This window comes from Vibrio sp. Vb1574, from assembly GCF_033338675.1.
Genome location: NZ_JAWOTC010000002.1, coordinates 143,353 through 163,803, shown reverse-complemented (window position 1 = coordinate 163,803; position 20,451 = coordinate 143,353). Strand labels below are relative to the sequence as shown.

The 20,451-nt window shown below is 41.3% G+C and carries 18 protein-coding genes; 3 read left to right on the top strand and 15 right to left on the bottom strand.

Features of this window, described 5'->3' with window-relative positions:
- The 12 genes from R7O12_RS02450 to tagH are packed head-to-tail and all read right to left on the bottom strand — an operon-like array spanning nucleotide 1 to nucleotide 14,844.
- Nucleotides 1–795 carry a type VI secretion system accessory protein TagJ gene (locus R7O12_RS02450; protein ID WP_005375952.1) on the bottom strand — a complete coding sequence of 265 codons (795 nt, stop codon included), beginning with the start codon at nucleotides 793–795 and terminating at the stop codon, nucleotides 1–3.
- Nucleotides 796–805: 10 nt separating this feature from the next.
- Nucleotides 806–2,317, bottom strand: a complete 1,512-nt coding sequence (gene tssC / locus R7O12_RS02445; RefSeq protein ID WP_104980726.1) for a type VI secretion system contractile sheath large subunit — start codon at nucleotides 2,315–2,317, stop codon at nucleotides 806–808.
- Nucleotides 2,318–2,369: 52 nt separating this feature from the next.
- Nucleotides 2,370–3,863 carry a type VI secretion system contractile sheath large subunit gene (tssC, locus tag R7O12_RS02440; protein WP_104980728.1) on the bottom strand — a complete coding sequence of 498 codons (1,494 nt, stop codon included), beginning with the start codon at nucleotides 3,861–3,863 and terminating at the stop codon, nucleotides 2,370–2,372.
- A complete protein-coding gene (gene tssB / locus R7O12_RS02435) occupies nucleotides 3,863–4,393 on the bottom strand; it encodes a type VI secretion system contractile sheath small subunit (protein ID WP_005375949.1) in 531 nt (176 codons plus the stop codon). The genes tssC (R7O12_RS02440) and tssB overlap by 1 nt, the downstream gene beginning before the upstream one ends.
- A 15-nt stretch (nucleotides 4,394–4,408) precedes the next feature.
- On the bottom strand, nucleotides 4,409–5,524 hold the full coding sequence (tssA, locus tag R7O12_RS02430; RefSeq protein ID WP_054701384.1) for a type VI secretion system protein TssA: 1,116 nt from the start codon (nucleotides 5,522–5,524) through the stop codon (nucleotides 4,409–4,411).
- Entirely contained in the window at nucleotides 5,517–6,311 is a 795-nt protein-coding gene (locus R7O12_RS02425; protein WP_005375947.1) for a PP2C family protein-serine/threonine phosphatase, read from the bottom strand. The genes tssA and R7O12_RS02425 overlap by 8 nt, the downstream gene beginning before the upstream one ends.
- A gap of 9 nt (nucleotides 6,312–6,320) precedes the next feature.
- Nucleotides 6,321–7,016 carry a type VI secretion system-associated protein TagF gene (gene tagF / locus R7O12_RS02420; RefSeq protein ID WP_005387528.1) on the bottom strand — a complete coding sequence of 232 codons (696 nt, stop codon included), beginning with the start codon at nucleotides 7,014–7,016 and terminating at the stop codon, nucleotides 6,321–6,323.
- On the bottom strand, nucleotides 6,998–10,516 hold the full coding sequence (gene tssM / locus R7O12_RS02415) for a type VI secretion system membrane subunit TssM (RefSeq protein WP_213961070.1): 3,519 nt from the start codon (nucleotides 10,514–10,516) through the stop codon (nucleotides 6,998–7,000). Before tssM ends, tagF begins: the two co-directional genes overlap by 19 nt.
- A 16-nt stretch (nucleotides 10,517–10,532) precedes the next feature.
- Entirely contained in the window at nucleotides 10,533–11,825 is a 1,293-nt protein-coding gene (gene tssL / locus R7O12_RS02410) for a type VI secretion system protein TssL, long form (RefSeq protein WP_318104433.1), read from the bottom strand.
- An 11-nt stretch (nucleotides 11,826–11,836) separates the two neighbouring features.
- Complete coding sequence (gene tssK, locus R7O12_RS02405; protein ID WP_085569002.1) at nucleotides 11,837–13,162, bottom strand: type VI secretion system baseplate subunit TssK; 1,326 nt, start codon at nucleotides 13,160–13,162, stop codon at nucleotides 11,837–11,839.
- A gap of 21 nt (nucleotides 13,163–13,183) precedes the next feature.
- Nucleotides 13,184–13,639: a type VI secretion system lipoprotein TssJ gene (gene tssJ, locus R7O12_RS02400; RefSeq protein WP_318125597.1), complete on the bottom strand. Its 456-nt coding sequence runs from the start codon at nucleotides 13,637–13,639 to the stop codon at nucleotides 13,184–13,186.
- Between the two features lie 11 nt (nucleotides 13,640–13,650).
- Complete coding sequence (tagH, locus tag R7O12_RS02395; RefSeq protein WP_318125594.1) at nucleotides 13,651–14,844, bottom strand: type VI secretion system-associated FHA domain protein TagH; 1,194 nt, start codon at nucleotides 14,842–14,844, stop codon at nucleotides 13,651–13,653.
- Between the two features lie 312 nt (nucleotides 14,845–15,156).
- On the opposite strand from tagH, the gene R7O12_RS02390 reads away from it, so the two are divergent.
- From R7O12_RS02390 to R7O12_RS02380, 3 genes are all read left to right on the top strand, one after another.
- Entirely contained in the window at nucleotides 15,157–17,307 is a 2,151-nt protein-coding gene (locus R7O12_RS02390) for a serine/threonine-protein kinase (protein WP_042521013.1), read from the top strand.
- 446 nt (nucleotides 17,308–17,753) lie between these two features.
- Nucleotides 17,754–18,089: an Hpt domain-containing protein gene (locus tag R7O12_RS02385; protein WP_115386676.1), complete on the top strand. Its 336-nt coding sequence runs from the start codon at nucleotides 17,754–17,756 to the stop codon at nucleotides 18,087–18,089.
- Between the two features lie 34 nt (nucleotides 18,090–18,123).
- Entirely contained in the window at nucleotides 18,124–18,315 is a 192-nt protein-coding gene (locus R7O12_RS02380; RefSeq protein WP_025767706.1) for a hypothetical protein, read from the top strand.
- Nucleotides 18,316–18,385: 70 nt separating this feature from the next.
- Here R7O12_RS02380 and R7O12_RS02375 read toward each other — a convergent pair whose 3' ends face one another.
- Genes R7O12_RS02375 through R7O12_RS02365 form a run of 3 tightly spaced genes read right to left on the bottom strand, consistent with a single transcriptional unit; the run spans nucleotide 18,386 to nucleotide 20,347 of the window.
- Nucleotides 18,386–18,847, bottom strand: coding sequence for an ATP-binding protein (locus R7O12_RS02375; RefSeq protein WP_318125593.1), 462 nt, complete (start codon nucleotides 18,845–18,847; stop codon nucleotides 18,386–18,388).
- Nucleotides 18,828–20,057, bottom strand: coding sequence for a PP2C family protein-serine/threonine phosphatase (locus R7O12_RS02370; RefSeq protein WP_005375910.1), 1,230 nt, complete (start codon nucleotides 20,055–20,057; stop codon nucleotides 18,828–18,830). Before R7O12_RS02370 ends, R7O12_RS02375 begins: the two co-directional genes overlap by 20 nt.
- A gap of 29 nt (nucleotides 20,058–20,086) precedes the next feature.
- Nucleotides 20,087–20,347, bottom strand: coding sequence for a hypothetical protein (locus R7O12_RS02365; protein ID WP_005375908.1), 261 nt, complete (start codon nucleotides 20,345–20,347; stop codon nucleotides 20,087–20,089).
- Between the last annotated feature and the right edge of the window lie 104 nt (nucleotides 20,348–20,451).

Below are 20,451 nucleotides of genomic sequence, written 5' to 3'. Positions count from 1 at the left end.
CTACGCTATTTGTTTCTGTTCTAATAATGTAGTCAAATCACAGATTGGAAGCGCTGAATCACCGACTAACCAACATTTTTGACCCAAGCCAACAAAAGATTCTTGCTCACCAATCTGCTTCCAATCCGTTTCTCGACCTAACTTTTGCGCATCGGTCTCTGAGTCAACATATGTCAACGGCATATGGCCTTCGCCTTCACCAAGTCCATCGATATCAAACTCGACAGGTCGCCAAATACTCTCTAACAATGAAGTAGGTGCTTTAACTTCTAGCGTATGGATGCTCGATATGGGTACAAGAAAATAGTTACCTGCTGTAGAAAACAGTTCAATGTAACCACCTAAACGATCATCAATATCTCTAGCATCTTCGTAGTTTGTGCCGTTTACGTTAAACCCTTTAATAGTACGATGCTCTTCAATGCGATGCGATAGACGTGACGCTTCTTCGTACTCTTGATTTCCGAGAGCAAGATTAAATCGAACAAGCTCTTTAGTTAATTCCTCATCACCTATTACTTTGGCACTAGCCGCACCATTGATAAAATCCTTTCTAGCTTGAGCTGCTTTCACTAAATGTCGTAGCTGACTTGCACCAGGCAGATACTCAGGAAACAATTTAATCGATTGCATGAGCTGAGCGTCCGCACGCTCGAAGTCCCCATCAATGCAAAGAAGCTCAATGAAGGAACTTCTCAAGCTCGCATCTTTAGGTGTTGCTTTAATTTCATCAGTTAATTGCTCTAGAGCGTGTTGCAATAGGCCTTGGGACAAAGCATTTTTCCATTGAGTCATTGTTATTTCCTTACACCATGTGCTCTGGTGATAATTCGGTAATTAATTTAATGCTAGATACCATTTGATCGAGTTGAAAATGCGGTCGCAAATGGATAACTGAGTAATAATGTCCAGGAGTTTCTCTTTTCTCTCGAACTGTAATTTTCGCTTCATTTAGGGGATATTTAGCTCGAAGCTCATCAGACGCTTCATCTGATGCGGTAGTGTACTGATGTAACCAGCGTTGAAAGTCACGCTCTAGGCTTTCTGCATCTTGATACCCACCAATTTTGTCACGCCCCATAACCTTGAGATAATGTGCGACTCGCGATACACACAATGTGTATTGCAACATCGATGTCAGTTTTGCATTCGTTGAAATATGCTTTTCTGCGTATTGTTTGGGCTTGTAGAGAGATACATTCGAGGTCATCCCTACCATATCAGTCTCAGGTATTGGAGAAATAGAAATAAAACCGCACTCAGACAATTCTTGTTCTTTTCTCTCAGAGATTTTCAAGTTTAACGGACATCTTTCACGATCATTCTTGCCGTTAACACGCATCTTGCTCCTTGTAGGAGCGACGATAATGCCCTGACTGTAATCGCCTTGTTTAATCCCTCGCATATGCGTGAACCAACCATGTTCCTGAAATGCTCTAATTGATACGGCAGCAAAACAGTACGCACTACTCCCCCATAGCAAATCTCGGTTGGAGTCGTAGATGTGTTCTTGAAAATTGAATTTATCATTCCGCGAGCCATCACTTTTGTATGGCTGACGGAACAAGACGTTAGGTGCAGTCAAACCAATAAATTTAGCGTCATCGTTATCTCTCAAACTACGCCACTTTGCATAATCTTCCTGTTCAAATTGGGCTGCTATATCTCTTATCGCAGAGAGTTGAGCGAAACTATCAACACCAAACATCTCTGGCGATGCAGACATGATAAATGGGCTGAATGCTGCAGCTGCAGACTGAGAGATCTTACTCAACACAGACAGATCTCTATCAAAATAATTTTTACTAGGATCACAGCGAAGCTGATAATCTCCAACCACCACACCAAAGGGTTCTCCCCCTGCCATGCCATATTCATTTTGATAGAGCAACTTAAATAGTGCTGATTGGTCAAACTCGATGGCTTTGAAAGCATCTTTACTGATTTCATTCCATGTCGCCGTTAAAACCTTAACTTTTACAGAGTCCGATGAACGAGAATCAACCTGTTCACATAAATACCTAACTCCAACCCACCCCCTTTCGAGCTGTTGAAACTCAGGATGATGTAATATTTCATTTAGTTGAGATTCTAATAGCTCATCAATGCGGTTAATTGTGTTCATCACACTATGACGAAAGCTGTCCAAATCTCTTGAACGTGTACCTTCTAGCCAAATTCGCGCTGACGCTACAAGATCAGAAGATTCATTGAATCGAGTCAACCACGGGCTATCAAGTTCAGCATAGCCTCCGGTACTGAACTCATGTTTTAGCTTGCTAGGGTCGCGAAAGTTAAGTGACACTGCTAATTCCATCTAGAACATAAAGATTGGTCATGGCTGGCCTTTCGACCAGCCAATTCATTTCTTATCCACCTGACTGAGGGATCTTTGCCACAAGTCGCAAAGATGTGGTCAGTTCTTCCATTTGTAACCAAGGCTTCAGCCATGCTACGGCATTGTAAGAACCAGGTGCGCCAGGAATTTCCTTAACCTGAACACGAGCGTCTGCTAGAGGGTATTTCGCTCTGATCTCTTGACCACCGCCTTCAGAAGCATTGACGTAACCTAGGATCCAGCGGTTCAGCCAAGACTCAACGTCTTCTGCTTCCATAAAGCTACCAATTTTATCTCGGGCCATTACTTTCAAATAATGCGCAAAACGAGATGTTGCCATCATATAAGGTAGGCGGGCAGAAATGGCCGCATTGGCCGTTGCTTCAGGGGATTCATGGTTCGCTGGTTTTTGACAGGTTTGCGCACCAAAGAACACTGCATAGTTGGTGTTTTTGTAGTGACAAAGCGGTAAGAAACCAAGCTTACCAAGCTCCGCCTCACGTCTGTCGGTAATACCAATCTCTGTTGGGCACTTCATATCAGGGTCGCCATCATCACTCATGAAGAAATGCGTTGGCAAGTTATCCACTCGACCGCCACCTTCTGCACCACGGATGGCAGTACAAAATCCATATTTTGAAAATGCGTCGGTTAACTTAACACCAAGAACATACGAAGAGTTCATCCAACAGTAGTCGTTATGTTCAGCGTTAACAGCAATACCTGAAACAGGATCTACTTCGAACTCTTCAAACCCAAACTCTTCGACTGGAGCGGTAGCTTGTCCGTATGGCAAACGAGCAAGGACTTTTGGCATCGTCAGACTAACGAAGCGCGAATCGGCACTCTCGCGGAACGAACGCCATTGGGCGTATTCTAGTGATTCAAATACCTTATCTAGGTCGCGTGGTTTTGACAACTCAGTCCACTCATCAAAGCCGAATAGTGCTGGTGAAGCTGCGGACAAGAATGGAGAGAAGCCAGAAGCCGCTACATTTGACATTAGGCGTAACGACTCAATATCTTCTGGGTGGTTGGTAAACTCATAGTCTCCAATCAATGCACCATACGGTTCACCACCAGCACTACCAAACTCAGACTCGTAAACCTTTTTAAAGATCTGGCTTTGATCAAACTCAACAGCTTTGCTCAAGTCTTTATGTAGCTCTTTCTTGGTCATGCTCATCATGCGAACTTTCAGAGTAGAGCTGGTCTCTGAATTCATCACTAGATAATTTAAGCCGCGCCAAGAACCTTCGAGTTTCTGTAATTCTGGGTGATGCATTACTTCAGACAACTGATCAGAAATCTGCCTATCGAGCAAATTAATCGCTTCACGAAAAGTTACTGTTAGGTTTTTGTTCCAAGTAACTGTCCCTTTCATTGCTTCTTCAGCGAGCGTTTTAATCAGCTCCTCAGCACGAGAAGCTTCGGTCTGCTTAGTCGCACCAATAGCTTGATCTAAGAATGAAATTGTCTGTTCATTAACAGTTGGATCTAACTGTTTTTCAGCTTCAGTCGTCATTATTCCGCTCCTTCAGTACTGTCTGACTTCGCTTTCTTGCCAAGATCTAACTCGCCTGCAAGTCTTGCCAGATTGTCTGTATTGTTCAAAACATCCTCTAGGATATTTTCAAGCTCTTCTGAGCGGTCAACTTTTGTCATCAAATCACGCAGTTTATTACGCGTTTCCATCAATTGGCGTAGTGGATCAACTTGATTTACGATCGCAGCAGGCTCAAAGTCTTGCATTGATTTAAAGTTTAAATCGACCTCAAACTGTGAATCGTCATTCGCAAGCTTATTCGCAACTTTAAACTTCACCGATGGATTCATTTTTTTGAGTACATCGTCAAAGTTATCTCGATCGATCTGAATAAAACGGCGGTCTTTTAATGGCTTCAACGCTTCTGTGTTTTGACCAGCGAAGTCACCCATTACACCTACAACAAAAGGCAGTTCTTTCTTAAGAGTCGTACCTTCAGTTTCAACATCATAGGTAATGTGGACACGAGGCTTCCGTACTCGTGATAGTTTCGAGTGGATACTCGTCATACCATTCTCCCTTTATTAATTTTCATTTTGTTCTGCTATGCCAACCAAACGGAAGTAGCTTTTCTTTGCATCCCCGTCGGAGATAAGTTCCGCCAGTAACTCCGGCAGAGGCATCCCACACCAACGAATAATCTGTTCGATGGAGTAAGAAACTGGTGAGTGAGGTTCACTCTCTCGGAAGAAATCAGCTACTTGCTGCAATTGTCTAATTGCCTGCTCTCGTGATTTCATGTTTGTCGCTAATAATGCATCACAACTTTGTGAACTTAACGGTTGTTCAGAAGAAGATTCATCAAGATCCTCTAGCTCTTCAAACACGGCTTGTGGTTGATTGAAACGATCTCCTAGAAGGTGCTTTAATGCCGAGTGTATTGATTCAAGTCTTTTTGATATATAAGAGCTAGGAGTCACATCACCGGCCGCTTCGTCTAATCGCTGACTGAATTCATTAAATGATTCTGTAGCGAACTCCAAATCCGTGATTAATTCTTGATAAAACGTATCAGAAGTCGACTTAACCGTAGTTATAATTTCAGATAACTCAACAGCCCCAAGCTCGACTCGATTTCGGCGCTTATCTTCGTCTAAGCGCTCAAGCTCTATAGCTTGCTGATATTCCCAATAGGCATAAGCTTGCTCCACGCCTAAGTCAGTCAATGGTATACAAGCAATTGGAAAAATAAGTGTTCCTTCACTATCGATACCATTGAGGCCAATAATCGCCGATATTCTTGTCTCAATACCATCTTCATCAGGCATTGGGTACAGATCATCCCAAAAGTTCTCAATTAAACTGGTTGCGAGTTTGTAGCCAACGCCCATACCACGAAAACCATACAATCGAGTTAGGGCTTCTATAAGCCAGGCAACAAATTCCAAATCTTTAGACTGATTCGTGAGTATTTCTGGGACATCTTCAATAAATACTCGCCATAAATTACTGTGGGTATAGATACTTTCTTCTTCTATAAGAGCATTACGTTCAGCGTTGCGGGCGGCCATACGCTGATCTTTCAACCGATAGTAAGCAGACTGTGGTGATACATCCTCTCTAGGATCAACACCTGTAGGATTTTCTTGAGATATAGGAGCCAACGCTTGTTCATACCAATCAAACATTTCATTACTCATAAGCTCTCCCTCTTAGAAAGACAGGTATTGTCGCGTCTTCTCTAGTTACTGTTTCGCACTCCGTTTGCGCTTGGCGAACTTTGATCAAAGCACAAGTTACGTTATCACTTGCGCCCCGAACCAAAGCCGAATGCATGAGCGCTAATCCAGCTTGGTTGACTGAGTCTGCATACAATGTCCGATGAATTTCATCACTCGTAAGTTCCTTAGAGAGTCCATCGCTACAGAGTAGAAACTGATCGCCGTCAGCCAACTGCCCTGAAACTTGATCAATAGTGACACTTTCGTCGACCCCAACAGCTCTGGTAATAACATTTGCAAGAGGGTGAGATTCGGCATCTTCAAATGCCAATAAGCCCTGATCCACTAAGTCCATGACTTGACTATGATCACGTGTTTTTTGGACAAAATTACCACTTCTAAGCTGGTAAATTCGGCTATCCCCCACCCAAAGGCAGTGGTAATACCCATCCTGAATAAACAACAAAACAAGTGTTGTTCCCATCGTTTTACCGTCTAAGTGATTTTGTGCGTATTGGTAAATTTCTAAGTTCGCTTCTTGAACCACTCTTCGGATATCATCGATATTAGTATTGGAGACATCCTGCATGTGGCGCGCGACTCTATCCACTAGCATCTGGCTTGCTATATCGCCAGCACTGTGTCCACCCATTCCATCGGCAACCACCCAAATATGCTGCTCTGTCATATCCAACAGAGCATCCTCGTTATAAGGGCGTACTTTTCCTGCGTGCGATTTAGCAAAGGTAAAATAGTTCCAATTCATTCTTCTATCCTACCAATTCCACTTTTTCCAGCCGCCATCAAGCATGGCTGAAAACTGACCAATTGAAGGAAATCCACTAGTAATGAACATGCATGGTTCAACCTTCGTTGAACCTTCAGTCCACCAAAAACATGGTTTACTCAATTTTTCTTTAATGAGGTAATTCAAAAGCGTATTTTGATCAGTATTGCCGTGATCATGAAAAACTGTAGATATTTGGCTTTGATAAAGAAACTCTAGAGGCCTCACTTCACTTGTTACATTCGCAACGAGGTCATTTTTTTCTTGAGTACTCTTATGCCAAACATCAAAGACAAAGTCGTCCTCAAGTACTGAAAGAGCAAGAGCGGCACTGTCCTCTGTCCAAGCTCTGTCACCCCAATATTGCGCAGCTTCACCTTTTACGGCACGAGCTATAGTAAAGAAAAAGTATCTACCGCATGCATCAACACTAGGAATCATGCTACCAATGTAGGTTGAGTCTTCTAAATAGCTAATATCCAAAGCAAAGTGCCACACAGGAGCCGTTAAAAAGTGCTCATTCCAGCTTTCACCCAGTTGTTCCCTGCTGACTGCAATAACCGCCTGTTGCCAATCATGCCAACGCTCCGAGAAATCTTGTGATAAACCATCTTTCACAAAGTCCCCTTTTGCGGGCATTTTACCGATATAGCCCCAGCCTGATGTTATAAGGTTCGTGGACATCTGAACCTCTCCATTTCATTTGACCAAAAAGGATTAATGGCACTAGAAGGAATAAGCTCTAGCTGCACCTTATTTCCCTTTAAATCAATCATAACTATATTGTCTTTACGCGATTCTGGCCTTGCTTTAAGTGATTGATCCAAAAGCTTGAATATGCCCCACTCACCTTCATAGGTATGCGCAATTTCGCGTTTAGATTCAGGTGGTGTGAACACAATTCGAGTCTGATCTTGACCGGCAGGCCAACTCAACGATTTAGCTCTTGCTGGTCCATGCTTATAAACCAAATCTTGTCCACCCAACTCTAAGACAAATCGAGTAATGTGCTGGTCTAGATAAACAGGCTTCATCCCAAACTCTACGCGTAAGGAATTATCAGATTCAAAGAAAGACTGCCTGATACGTTGCGCTCTTTGAAAGACCATTAGTGTTTCTGGGCGAACTCCAATTTCCTTTTCTAATCGCCAACGACTTTTCGAAGTATCCACAAACGGTTCGAGGTATTCTTGGAAGAATGCGTCAAGCGTACCTCCATAACCAAAGAATCGCTTAAAGTCTTTCAATCTAACTTCTCTGCTCGCGTTGGGCTCGAATGGATATCTGCCAGCAATAGTCCGCTGATAAGGGCGGACCACTTGTGTTACCCAAAGTTGATTTAGATGATCCTTCGAACCGCTCTCCGCAAACTTAACCGACTCTTGAGAAAGCTCACCTAGCCATTGATTAAATGGTCTCGGCAAAAGTTCTTTAGCACGAGCAAAGGAAGCTGCGACATCTTGTGTAACGGTTCCATCTAAAATACTTTTGTAGGCAATTTTCTGATTGTTACCAGAGCTTGATAAGTCACTTAAATACGAACGCAAGTTAACCATTGCTTGTTGAATATCATCAAAGTCTTGCTCACCAAGGCGTAAGATCTCTGAAAAATGCGATTCGACTTCTTTACCTGGCAGAGCAACATTGAAACCGTTTTCTTCAGGTAAATACATGTCTAGTCTATCTGCCGTATTTGAAAACTTAACTTTGGCAACTTTACCAGCAACTTCAGAAGCGGCTTTTTGATTTTCTGACAATGATACTTTTGATAGAGCAACCTCTTTTTGGATTGCTCTCAACAAAGATTCGATTGGTCTTTCAACTCCAGATAAAACCCTCGCTTGCTCTGTCGCAAGTTCTAGGCTCGGAGCCTGCTTCAATTGAATATCTTCGATCAACGTTTTCCATTCATTAACATAATCTTGATAGTATCGAGACTGAACGCCTTGGATGGCACTATCTTGATCAATTTCATGAGCCTTAAGATCGTCACCATAAACCCAGTTCTCTTCCATTAAGCTTTTTACTGTACGGTTGATCTGAATCTGAAAAATGCTATGAAAACCATTGTACGTGTAGAAACCCGAAATGCCTTGTGATAGCGGTTTTCCACTAGCTCGCTCGAACTGCTCAAGCCCTTTAGGTCCCAATACATCAGTCAAGCGAAATGAAGGTACATGACTCTTAGAAAATTGTATTTTCATTCGCTGATAAGCACGTTCAGGTAGAGACATTTGAGTCAACACTTCTCGAGCACTCGTCACGGCAGCAGTGTTGTAAGTAAAGCCTTGTCCATCGTTGCCTAATAAATATTGAGTGTGCTGTAGCAAACGTCTTCTTAAGTCTGCGTTTAGCTCACCCGGATATTGACGTTCGAAATAAAAGTTAAACCAAGCCAACACTTCATCTTGTTGATATTTGTCTGGATTGAATAACATCAAATACGTTTTTAACGTTTCGTACAAATACTCACGATGCTGTTGATTGCTCTCCATTTCTGACACCAAGCTATCAAGAAGCAGAGGGGCGTAATATTGGGTCAAAGCATCAGAATATGCATTGTTTGCCGCCTGAGACACTTTGTCTCCTTGATAGAGACCAAACCTCTTTACAGAGTCGGCATCACCGTAGTCGCTTTGCTTTCCGAGAGGAAGCGTCATCAACCTATCTAATGTTTCTACAGCTGAAACAATATCCGCTTCAAAATCTAAACTTTGAGCGCCAATCATTGCATCAATATGGCTCGCTTGTTCATTGGTATCGACAATTAACTGTGAGTTCCACTTATAACTCATAAACCAAAGCGCAGAAGCTCCTAGCAGTAGCGTTGTACATCCAATGTAAACACCTCGACGCATCCAACCTGACTGCTTTTGATAGTGACGATTAACTGTTCCTAACAGTTGCTCTTTGAAAATAACCTTGTCAAAAAGATTCTTTACGAAATAACTATGAGAACCAGTCTGACTCTTTGCTAGAGCTAAACGATTTAACCCAAGTCCATTGGTTGATTCATTCATCAGCTTATCGACTGGTAAGCCTTCTTGAACCGAACTCAACATAAACACACCACGAATCAAGGCAGGCTCTTCAAAACTGTTTTGTGCAAAAATTTCAGCTAAAAACTCGTCAAGATTAGCTTGTAGCACTCTTAATTGCTTTGGAAATTCAAAGATAAGCGCGCGTTTATCTAAATCGTCCTCTGTTTCAAGTATTCTAAGCATACGGGCATCAAGGCGCTCCAACATGCCATGAAATTCTTTGTTGAATAGAGAAATAACGCCTCTTTCATCATCCACTTCACGAGGGAACATGAAACCAAATAATTCCTCTCGCTCTTCCTTACTTAAATCGGCAAAAAACTCATTGAAACCGGCAACTAAATCCATTTTGGTGAGCAATACGTAAATCGGAAACTGCATGCCTAACTGGTTTTTCAGTTCTTGAAGTCTCGACTTAATTGCTCGAGCATGAAGACTTCGCTCGGTTCGAGTCTGAGACATCACGCTGGCTAAACTTATCGTAACAATCGCACCATTAATTGGTCTTTGCGTTCTATACTTTTTCAACAATCCTAAGAAACCATGCCACGCTTTAGAGTCGACCTTTTCTTGACTGTCTTGTGTCGTATACCGGCCAGCCGTATCTATAAGAACTGCTTTATTTGCAAACCACCAATCACAGTGGCGAGTGCCACCTACACCGGCAATAGAGTCAGAGCCAAGGCTGTCTCCTAATGGAAACTCTAACCCCGACTGCTTTAATACGGTTGTTTTCCCCGTTCCAGGAGGGCCAATCAATACATACCACGGTAAGTCATACAAACTTCTCTTGCCTTTGTGTGTTTTCGTCACTACTTTGACAGCTTGCTCAATACGCTCGCGCATTAAGTCAATTTCACTTGCCGCTTCTTTATCTGATTGGCTATCAACCTCAAGCAACGTTTGAATACTTTCGTCTTCTTTCACCTTCTGCTTATGCTGCTTGGTAACGTTAAATATCGCCCAAAGCAACACCAACACAAGAATAGTGACTAGCCGTTGAAAGTCACTCTTTAGGGGCTCATATCCCGCTATGGTAATAAGTGGACCAACAACCCAAATGAAAATAGAACAAGCAGCGACACCTATAAGACCGAGAAACCATCTTTGAGTAAATATTCTGCCAATTTCTTTAATACGCATCTCTATCTACCTATTATTAATTCGCGACAAGAAGGTCGATTTCAATCCGGCGGTTAATAGCTCGGTTTTCATCACTACTGTTTTCAACTAATGGTCTTGCATCCCCCAATCCCTCGGGTATCACTCGCCCTTCTAATGCACTATTCGAGATCAGTTGTTCAGACATAGCAGTGGCTCGAGCTAATGATAGGTGCCAGTTCGAGGGATATTTACTCGTGAAAATAGGCCTATCGTCGGTGTGACCAGTAACAATGATCTTGCCTTGGGTCGACTCCAATGTTCTCGCAAGCTTAGAAATAACGGGTTGGATGTAAGCGACAACATCAGCACTACCTGATTCAAATAGATCTTGAGACTTTAACGAAATTCTTACCCTGTCTTGCAGCGGCTCAACATTGATTAGCCCCTTACCGATCTCAGTTGCTAGATACATTGAAATCTTTTCTGCAATTGGCGCTGATTTTGATTCTGACGTTGCATCTTGGTTAAGTTGTTGCGGTTGAATCAAATTGACTAATTGAGAAAAGGTGCGATTGGATGCCTTATTTAGCTCATAACTAAAATACATATATATGCAGACCAATAGTGCCGCCGTTACAGAACATACAACCCAAAGAGGAGCTCTATCAGAAGCCTTTGAGCCATTCAAAATGTGTTGGTCGATACTATTGCTTAGTTCCTGAGGGACTCCTCTCCCATAAGGCTTAAGAGTAGCAATAACCTGTCTTCTCAATTTCCGGTGCGACTCTAGTCCATTTTTTTCTAAACGGTATTGACCCAGAAACCCGAGAGATAAGCACACATACATTAGTTCAAGCAAATCTAAGTTCGCATCTGGTTTCGCCATGCACTTATCAAGATGCTTAAAGAACGCTTCCCCACCTTGACTGCTAGCATAGAAGGAGCTGAGTAATGAATCGTGACTCCAGAATGAATGCCCACCCCAATTGGTGTTAAGGACAACTTCATCTAGTGAACAGCATAAACAATAACGAGCTGTATCAATGGTATCCAAATCAACGTCATGCTGACGTAATCGGTTCTCATAATCTCTAAGCTTTTGTGCCAATGTCTCTTTTAGAAACAACGGATCGGAATGAGTCGCTGTCGACCGAATTTGACCGATAATAGATAACAGGCCATTCGCCTCTGCTAGTAGAGAGTTATTCCCATAAGCGACCACTGAATCATTGTTCACCAATTCAGGGCTTTTTGAGATAACTACGGTATTATCCACAGACTTTTCTGATTGTGGTTTCGATGCGGGTGCTCTTCCACCCGGTGTTGGTTTTACTATCGTTTGTTCCATACAGAGCGCGCCTATTGATTAATACTCCAAAGCTCAAGTTCAGCATTCGGAAAATGCCCTGATAGGTGAAGCGCAATACCGCCACTATCTTTTAGCCTCATCCAAAATGGCCCTTTCTTGACAACTTCGAAATAGACATAGCCCGTTTGGTAAGGAATCTGTCTCGGGACGACACTCAACGGCACTACGTTTATACCGTTGATCTGATTATTAATTAGATCGCGAATCTGTTCTGCCGGGCCAAACTTGAGTTGCGCTGGGACCAGGCGTCTTATTTCATCTGTTGTGGTATCTGCTTTAATTGCTAGCACAAATTGGCATGACTCAAGCAAGCGTTTATCTGGAAGCGGCGTCACTTGAATACCGTATTGGCGAGGCTCCAACGGAAGTTTGGTCGCAGTTTGGTCAAGAACAACACTGAGGTACTGACTGAGTATCTGATTCAACTCGCTATAAACACTTGATACATCTAAGTGATCATACGCAAGCAAACTTGGGAGTCTTTTAGTTTTATTAGAAAAAGTGGCTAACTCACCAATGTAACCTTTAAGTGTCGTCGCTAATTCCAGTGGATGTAACCTATCTAACTCACTGAAATGCTTTAACTTCGCCTCATATCGGTTCAACATTTGGAGCATGATGAAATCAACAGCAGATGCCGATGCAGATTTGCCCTTAATCAAGCGCTGCGCAATAACGTCAGCACGCATCTTTGTCATCGCGATAACGTTACGTAGATAAGCTGACATGACTTTATCGCTCAGGAGATTGATAAGCGGAGGAACGTACTCATCGTCTAGTATAACTTCCCCTTCAGGAGTTACCTCTTTGATCCTTAAGATAGGTAACTCCACATAACCCGCTAATTTGTCATTACTCGCTTTCAACTCAAGGTTGAGGGCTGCAACTTGGATGGTTTCTTCATCTTGTCCTGTAAGGTTATCTATCACGTCGATATCTTGAAGTACATAACGAGAGACGATCGATTCGCTTACATCCGAAACGTTTTTACCTGTAACACTTGAAAGAGGGAGAGTTATTTTTACTAACGTATTTTCAGTGTTTTTATCAATAAGTAGAGGCGAAACTGAATCGTTGGATATTAACGTATTAACCAACGTCATATCTGGCAAAACAGCTTCAAGATGCTCAAGTTCAATAAGACCATCTTTTAGCGCGTGTTTTTTTACTCGACATTTCCAAACTCCCCAATTGTAAACCCCACCTAACTGATGTAAGCCCTTGAATTCTTGAGAGGTTGCGCGTTCTTGTTGTTGGAAGTGCTGGGGACGTAAAAACATTCCTTCGCACCAAGCCGTCTTGGAGTATTGCGTCATTTATAATTAGCCAACTAAACGTTATTTAACGACCAAAGACAGATCTTCTAACAATACTTGATATGTGTTGTAACCGGTCTTATCCACTTTAATGACTTGTCGCCAATTTGAGTTTTCAATATCTCGAAACGCTACGACAATGCCTAAATATTCTGTCTTTGGAGACATACTTGCTTGATATTTTTCTTTCTGACCTGGAGTTAATGAAACTTCATATTTATTCACTAAATCAGGTCCTAAGACTTTTTCACTTTCTTCATAAATAGAAAAAAAGTCCTGGCTTTCGAAAATGGTATTTGACGTTAATTCAAATACATACACCACTACAGGAGAAGGCCTGCCGTTTGAATCAGGATTAATGTTATGACTTGCTGCTATTTCTAAATCTGAGTATGGATCAACAACTAAGTTCGCTGCTGAGCACCCAAATAAAGCCATTGAAATTAATAACAAAATATATTGGTAAAACTTTTTCATCACCCTAATTCCTAGCCCTTGTTTTTTAATGCTAATTCATAGTGCTTAGCGAAGTCTTCTAAATAGAACGGAGACTCTTTATTGATAATATCATCGGATAGCTTTTCATGAATATGCTCAAACCTCTTCCAACTTTGAGCATATTTTCTAGCTGGAATAACCTTATTAATAACCGTGTCTTTCGCTAAAGCATCTGAGTATATAGAAGTAGGTTCAACAAGTGACATAACACTTGAAACCGTACCTTCAACACCTTTCATTAAGGCTTGCTCATGACTTTCGATGTCATTAAATGCTTCTTTAATGGCTGCATTTGGCTTTAAGAAGCTAGCAGTTTGACGGTTATATAAGTTATGAATCGCATCTTCTAAGTTTGCAGAAAACTTTAAAGGGTTATTTTCTGACTTACGAAATGCGGTATGACTCAGTCGATTTGTTTGTTTAAACACTGCTCTGTTATGCAGTGTTTCCATTAAACCAACTAGCATCAAAGAAAATGACTCCCCCAGTTGTTCAAACCATTCCTCTCGGTTATCGCTGGGAATCATCATTGGATCTATACCCACCCCTCTAACAAAAGCCGCAAGTTCACCCCCATTGGTATCAAAGTTGGGAGTCGATAGGTGTTCTGATTGTCGGTTAACCTTCGGTAAAGTTTCAGATACGATGCTCTGTTTTTCGGGCTTTGGGATATCAATAAAATCATCGACTAAACCAATATCTAGCTGAAAGTCAGAAGGAACACTTTCGTTTAAGAGTTCACTAGCACTAAGGCCTAGGTCAACAAATTCTGCTTCCGATGGACTTGAGACTACTTCAGGGGGTGCGCTAGAAAGACTTTTACTTGTCTCAAGACTGAATACATCTGTATCTGTTTGAATAGAAACTGAAATTTGATAATCCCCTAAGCTAACCATATCGTCATCGCTTAGTGCTATTTCATTTCCTTGACCCACAGGAGTTACAGCATTATTTACAAAAGTACCATTAGTTGAGAGGTCTTTTATCAAGTATTTGTCACCAAACTTAATCAGTTCTCCGTGGGTTCCGGATACCACTCTTTCAGGATCTGGTAGTGTCCAATCACATTGTTCAGACCTACCAAATGTAACCTTGGCATGTTCATCACTTGATTCAAACACGAACTCACTCTCAATCTCTGGAGTAAATTTGTGAAAACTTGTTATGGTTAAAACCAACTTCATGTAAACCTCGCCAAAGACCTGCTAGATATTATTTTTAATTTTATTATTAACTGCTTTCTTATTAACAGTGAGATTAATAAAAATCTTAATAATGCCATTGAAAATCATGCACGGAATAATGAATCATTTTTTTATCAAAGCAATCACGTATTGTTCAACAATTTTAATTATCCAACCAAGTTCAAATTTTTGACACTTAGACTTTCATCAATAAAAAAACGAATGTTAGTTTGGCCGAGAAATTCTAACATAATGACTTTTCATTGAGCAGAAAGGTATATATTCCCCCATCATTTATACGGAGTTCTTGTGATGGAAGACAGTAATAAAAACAATTCTATAAATAACGAAGAAAGCGGAGATAAAACTAAAATTGTAAAGACTCAAAAACGAGACAATGCAATTAAATCAACCAAACTCACTAATAATGAAACCTCCGTTAAAAATAAAAATGAAACAAATACAAAACTGTCTCAAAAAGAAAACACTCCGTTAGTTAATAAGAAAAAAAACAATAAAGATGACTCATTAAATAATAACAAAGATGTTATTAACGAAAGCTTAATAGGAACGACCGTTAAAAATCGGTATGAAATTGAGTCGGTTATTGGGCATGGTGGGCTTTGCGATGTTTACTTAGCTAAAGATAAGATTCTTGAATCTTCAGGTTCAGAAACACCCTACGTTGCGTTAAAAATATTACAGAAAGAGTTTGCTTCTCAACCAGAGACTGCACGCATGTTAATACGTGAAGCTCAACAAACTCAAAGGTTAAGCCACCCTAATATCATTAGGGTTTTTGATTTTGGTGTTGATGGCGAAATATACTTTTTAGTTATGGAGTATATTAACGGAGAAACATTAGAGAGTTTAATACAGCGTTCTAGGCCCCATGGGCTGAAGTTTAATGCAACTTTATCAATCCTAAATCAGGTACTCGATGCACTCTCATATGCTCACTCTCTTGGTGTAGTGCACGCCGACCTAAAGCCCGCTAATGTGATTTTAACGTCTGAGGGTAACGTTAAGCTGCTTGATTTTGGTGTATCTAAAACTCATCAATTAAAGCAGGATCAATATGCGGCTAAACGTAAATCCGAAAATGTTGAAACGCTTGGTTATACTCCCAACTATGCATCACTCAACCTGTTATCCGGTAAGGAACCGAACTTAAGCGACGATATGTTTGCTCTATTTTGTATTGCTTACGAGTTATTGAGTTGCAAACACCCTTACGCAAGAACTCCAGTTAATGAAGCTCTCAAACAGAAGATCAAGGTCTCTAAACCAACTAACATGCCCGCATCTAAGTGGCCAATATTTTCAAGCGTATTTTCAACTGGCATCATTCCGAACGAGCTGACCCCTGAGCAGTTGAAACGCAAATTGAATATGCGCTATTGGCCTATCGCTAGCGGCGCGGCAGCGAGTATATTATTAGTTAGCGGCATTGTATTTGGTTATCAGCAGCAACAAGAAACCATCGCCACTTTGGAAACCGTTATTAGCAAGCAAAATGATCAAATTGCCGGACAAGAGTGGCAGCTTGATACGCCAGCAGAAAAAAGTTTGGCACTGATTGATAGTGAAAAAAGCTTACATCCAGTCGTTAAGGCTGGCTTATTACGCTTACACAAGACCTATATTCTCAGCGAGTTTGAATCTGAAATTGATCAGGTTTTGAATTCTGATGCCAACAACTACCCGAATTATGATGAAATTGAGTCCATACTTGATAAAGCAAAAACCTACTACCCTGACTCACATAAAATAGAAGTTCTTGCCTTAGATATTCAGTCAAGCAAGCACTCCACGTTACTTTCGATAGCAAGGCAAATCAACAGTCAACTTGAAAAGTCTCGGTACAGTAAAGAAGACGGCAGTAAATCCATCTATGAGCTCAAGGATGAGTTAAATCAGATTCATCAAGGTTATCCTTTCACGCCAAGTTCGTTATCTAGCGATGTTTTCGGTCAGCACCTCACTGAAGCACTCAAAAAGAAAGACGCAGCTGCACTTGTTGCTCTTATTAAGGTTGGGAACACCTTCTTTTCAAACGTAGAAGAGCATCAAGAGAACTTACAGATAAGTAATGCGATGAAAGATGCAGTGCTGGAAATGAAATTATATGAGACAGCGCTAGATTCCAACAGCCCTCTACCGTTTCCAGAAGATGCCGCTAGAATCCTGTTCCAAGAAGAGTTTGAAAACTTTTATTCTCGCCTAGAAAAGGCAAGGACGACAACTCATCTCGATAACTTGGTGAAGGATGTGGATCTGTTCTCGAAAAACTTTCCTATTGGTTTTCAGGATGTTAACGATTTAAGATTCAAAACTGCTGATAAATACTTACGCTTCTCCGATATATTGCTTAATAAGCGAAGGACTTCAAGCGCAAGACGCGCTATGAAGAAAGCCAACGAGCTTATGAAGCAAATAGAACAGGACTCTAAGCAAGGCTAGTAATACAAAAGGGACGCGAGTCCCTTTTTTGCCGTAGATTACTTGCCAATATGCAACTAGATTGCTAATTTATACTTGTACTTAATGAGGAGAGTTAGCCTTGACTGAAGGAATAGTCAAAGTTGGCGAACGTCTGGCGTCCGTATGTAATGATAGCCTTAAACTAGGACTGCAAGACACTTACCGACTCGGCGTTTTACTTGGAAACATCCCCTTTGCTACTTGTGTTAAAAACACGCGAGTTGAAGTTTTTTCATCCCTACATTTCGACCATTGCCGTTTGGATATAAGTCAAAATATCTTTAACAATGACTTTCTTTTTGTAAGTTTATCTCAAGCGACAAGCAAACTATTTCTGCTCAAATACTGGTTATGCCATTCATACCTTCGGCTAAGCCTTCATTATCCGAAACATTCCTCTACCTCAACGTTTAATAGGGGTATACATGATTAATTTTGATGTTCTCAATACATACATGGATAACGACGTAGATCTGATCGTCACTGTTTTTTCTACATACCTTGAAGATCACACGAATGATATAGAGCGTATAGATGAGCTATATACAAGCAGATGTTGGTCAGAACTCTATCTATTAGCGCATAGTTTAAAGGGCATTCTAGAGAGTTTCGGAGAAGACACCGCGGTCATTGCGTTTCAAAGAATAGAAGAAAAAACCAGAAACGATACAGCGCCAGATAGCTCAGATATAGCTATAGTTACTAAAGAGCTAGCTGCAATTAATCAACAAATCTTCGCTTACTTGAAGAATATGCAATAAAGAAATTCAAGGCTTAACTGGGGGAAATATGGCAATGAATAATAGCAATTTCAGGGAGTTGATTGAGTCTCTCAAAGACCTAACACCAACTCAAAAAAGGTACTTACTTAGCCGTACAAAGATGGCGCTAGATGATGAAAGTAATATGTTAAACATCAGTGATATTCTAACACCAGAAGAGTTGGAGGCGTTACTATCACCGGCACCAACAACGAATACAAAATAACAATGATATACAACGCAACCGTCAGATTAACGCTAGGGACCAAGTGAAGCAAATCGACTTTGCTTGGTTGTTAGTTTCTCTCCCTATTCCTTTTCACTACAACAAACGTATTGTTTTCGAAACCTTTTTCCAATGTAAACAGGTCAGATAATTGAGCGACTAACATCAGTCCGCGACCAGAGGAGGACCAACTATCGTCATCCATTAAGTTAGGTGCCTCAATCTGTTTATTTTTATGTTGGATGAACGTCTTTTCATTGATCGGCGCTCCGCAATCAGAGACTCTCAGTTCCACGAAACCGGACACTTGGTCATCCCCAACCCTACACTCCACTTCAATTGGCAGGCCTTCTATTTCACTGTAAGAATGAATATAAGCGTTATTCATGAGCTCAACGACACAAAGCTCCAATGATTGAATTGCATTTAAGGGGATTTGATGACCCATCAAAAACCGAACAACGTCTTTGCTCGCACTTCGTGATTGAGTAAGGGAGCTCCCGTAAGTTCGTTTAAATTCGCTCTTTGACATTCTTTTCCTTAAAATCGAGCCTCTCACCATGCCATTTTACCTGTAAAAGGCTGGCATCATCATCAAACTCATCTTCGTTGTGCCAAGATTGTACTTTTTTAAAGACGTCTCCCACTTGATCTTCAACTGGCAGCGTGCAAACAGCTTTTATACTCGATGCCAATCGTTGTAGTGAAAACATCTCCTCACCCTGCCTCGCTTCAATCAAACCATCCGAATAAAGCCACAATGCATCGCCCTCATCTAGACTAATTTGGTTACCGCTATATTCTATCGGCTGCATTGCACCAACGATAAAGTTATCGTCACCTATCTGTTCCATCGTGTTCGTACTCGCTCGCCAAACTAAGATCCTGGGGTGGCCAGCCGTGCAATAGCTAAGTCGCCCTGATTTTGTGTTAAGAATGGCGTAAGCCATAGTAAAGTAAAGTTGACTGTTTCTAGTTTGCTGATAACGCCGATTTAGCCGTTCAATCACAGATGCTGGCTCACTTACGCAATAGCAGTCATCTCTCAACTCCATCGTGATCGAATCAGGCCCCTGACTTTGAGATAGTGTCTGTTGAATAGAAAAAGCCATCAAAGCTGAAGAAATACCATGACCAGAAACATCACATACATAAAACGCAACATGTTGTTCATCGAGCTCCAAATACCCCAACATATCACCACCAATCTGGGAGCATGGTCTGTAGACATAACTAAACTGTATATTTTGGATAGTTGATTCAGCAGGGAGTAGTTGCTCCATCAGTTGACTCGCAGACTGCAGGTCTTGGTGAATTGTTTGGTAGGCCGCATCTAGCTCTTTATTTCTCTCAACGAGTTTGTTGTGCAGTTCTAAAGTACGAAACCCCGCACGGATTCTGGCCTGAAGTTCCTCTACAGACGTCTTCTTATCTACGAAATCATCTGCGCCAGCATCAATGCCTTTCACGATCGAACTTTGGTCATTTCTAGAAGACAGTAGAACAAAAAAAATGTAACGTTCGCTAACTTTAGATTTTAATTGGCGACACAATTCAATACCATTAATTCCAGGCATCATTAAATCACTCAGCACAAACTGAATATCAGGGCGGTGGGTTAGCACTTCGAGCGCCGCTCGTCCGTCTTCAACAGCAAGCACTTCATAGCCTTGCTTTTCCAATGCACTGCTGATGTAAAGCAGTACTGTTTTACTGTCATCGACCAAAAGAATGGGTTTCATCTGCCTCCTTAAAGTGGTTGCTATACTGGCTAACGCAAAACACTAGTCACTGACTGCTCATTTCTAAAACGGCTGTAGTCTTCGGCTAATAATTGGTGTTGATATCGAGTGTAAGACAACGCTTCATTAGAAATTAGTATCTGATGCTCTTTTTCGATTAACTGACTTTGCAGCCTTTCAATCTGTTCATTCTGCTGTGTGTAATTGAGGTACAGTGCGAATAGACCAAAAACCGAAACCATTAACAGGGCGATTAGAATATTATTGATAGTTTTCACTTGAATATTCATGACCTCTCCTTGTCTATTATTAGACTTTCCATGATGAAAGAGAGCGTCTACGGACCAAGAGCTCAAGGCTCTAAAACGCAACGAAGCAAATTGAGGTTGTTTTT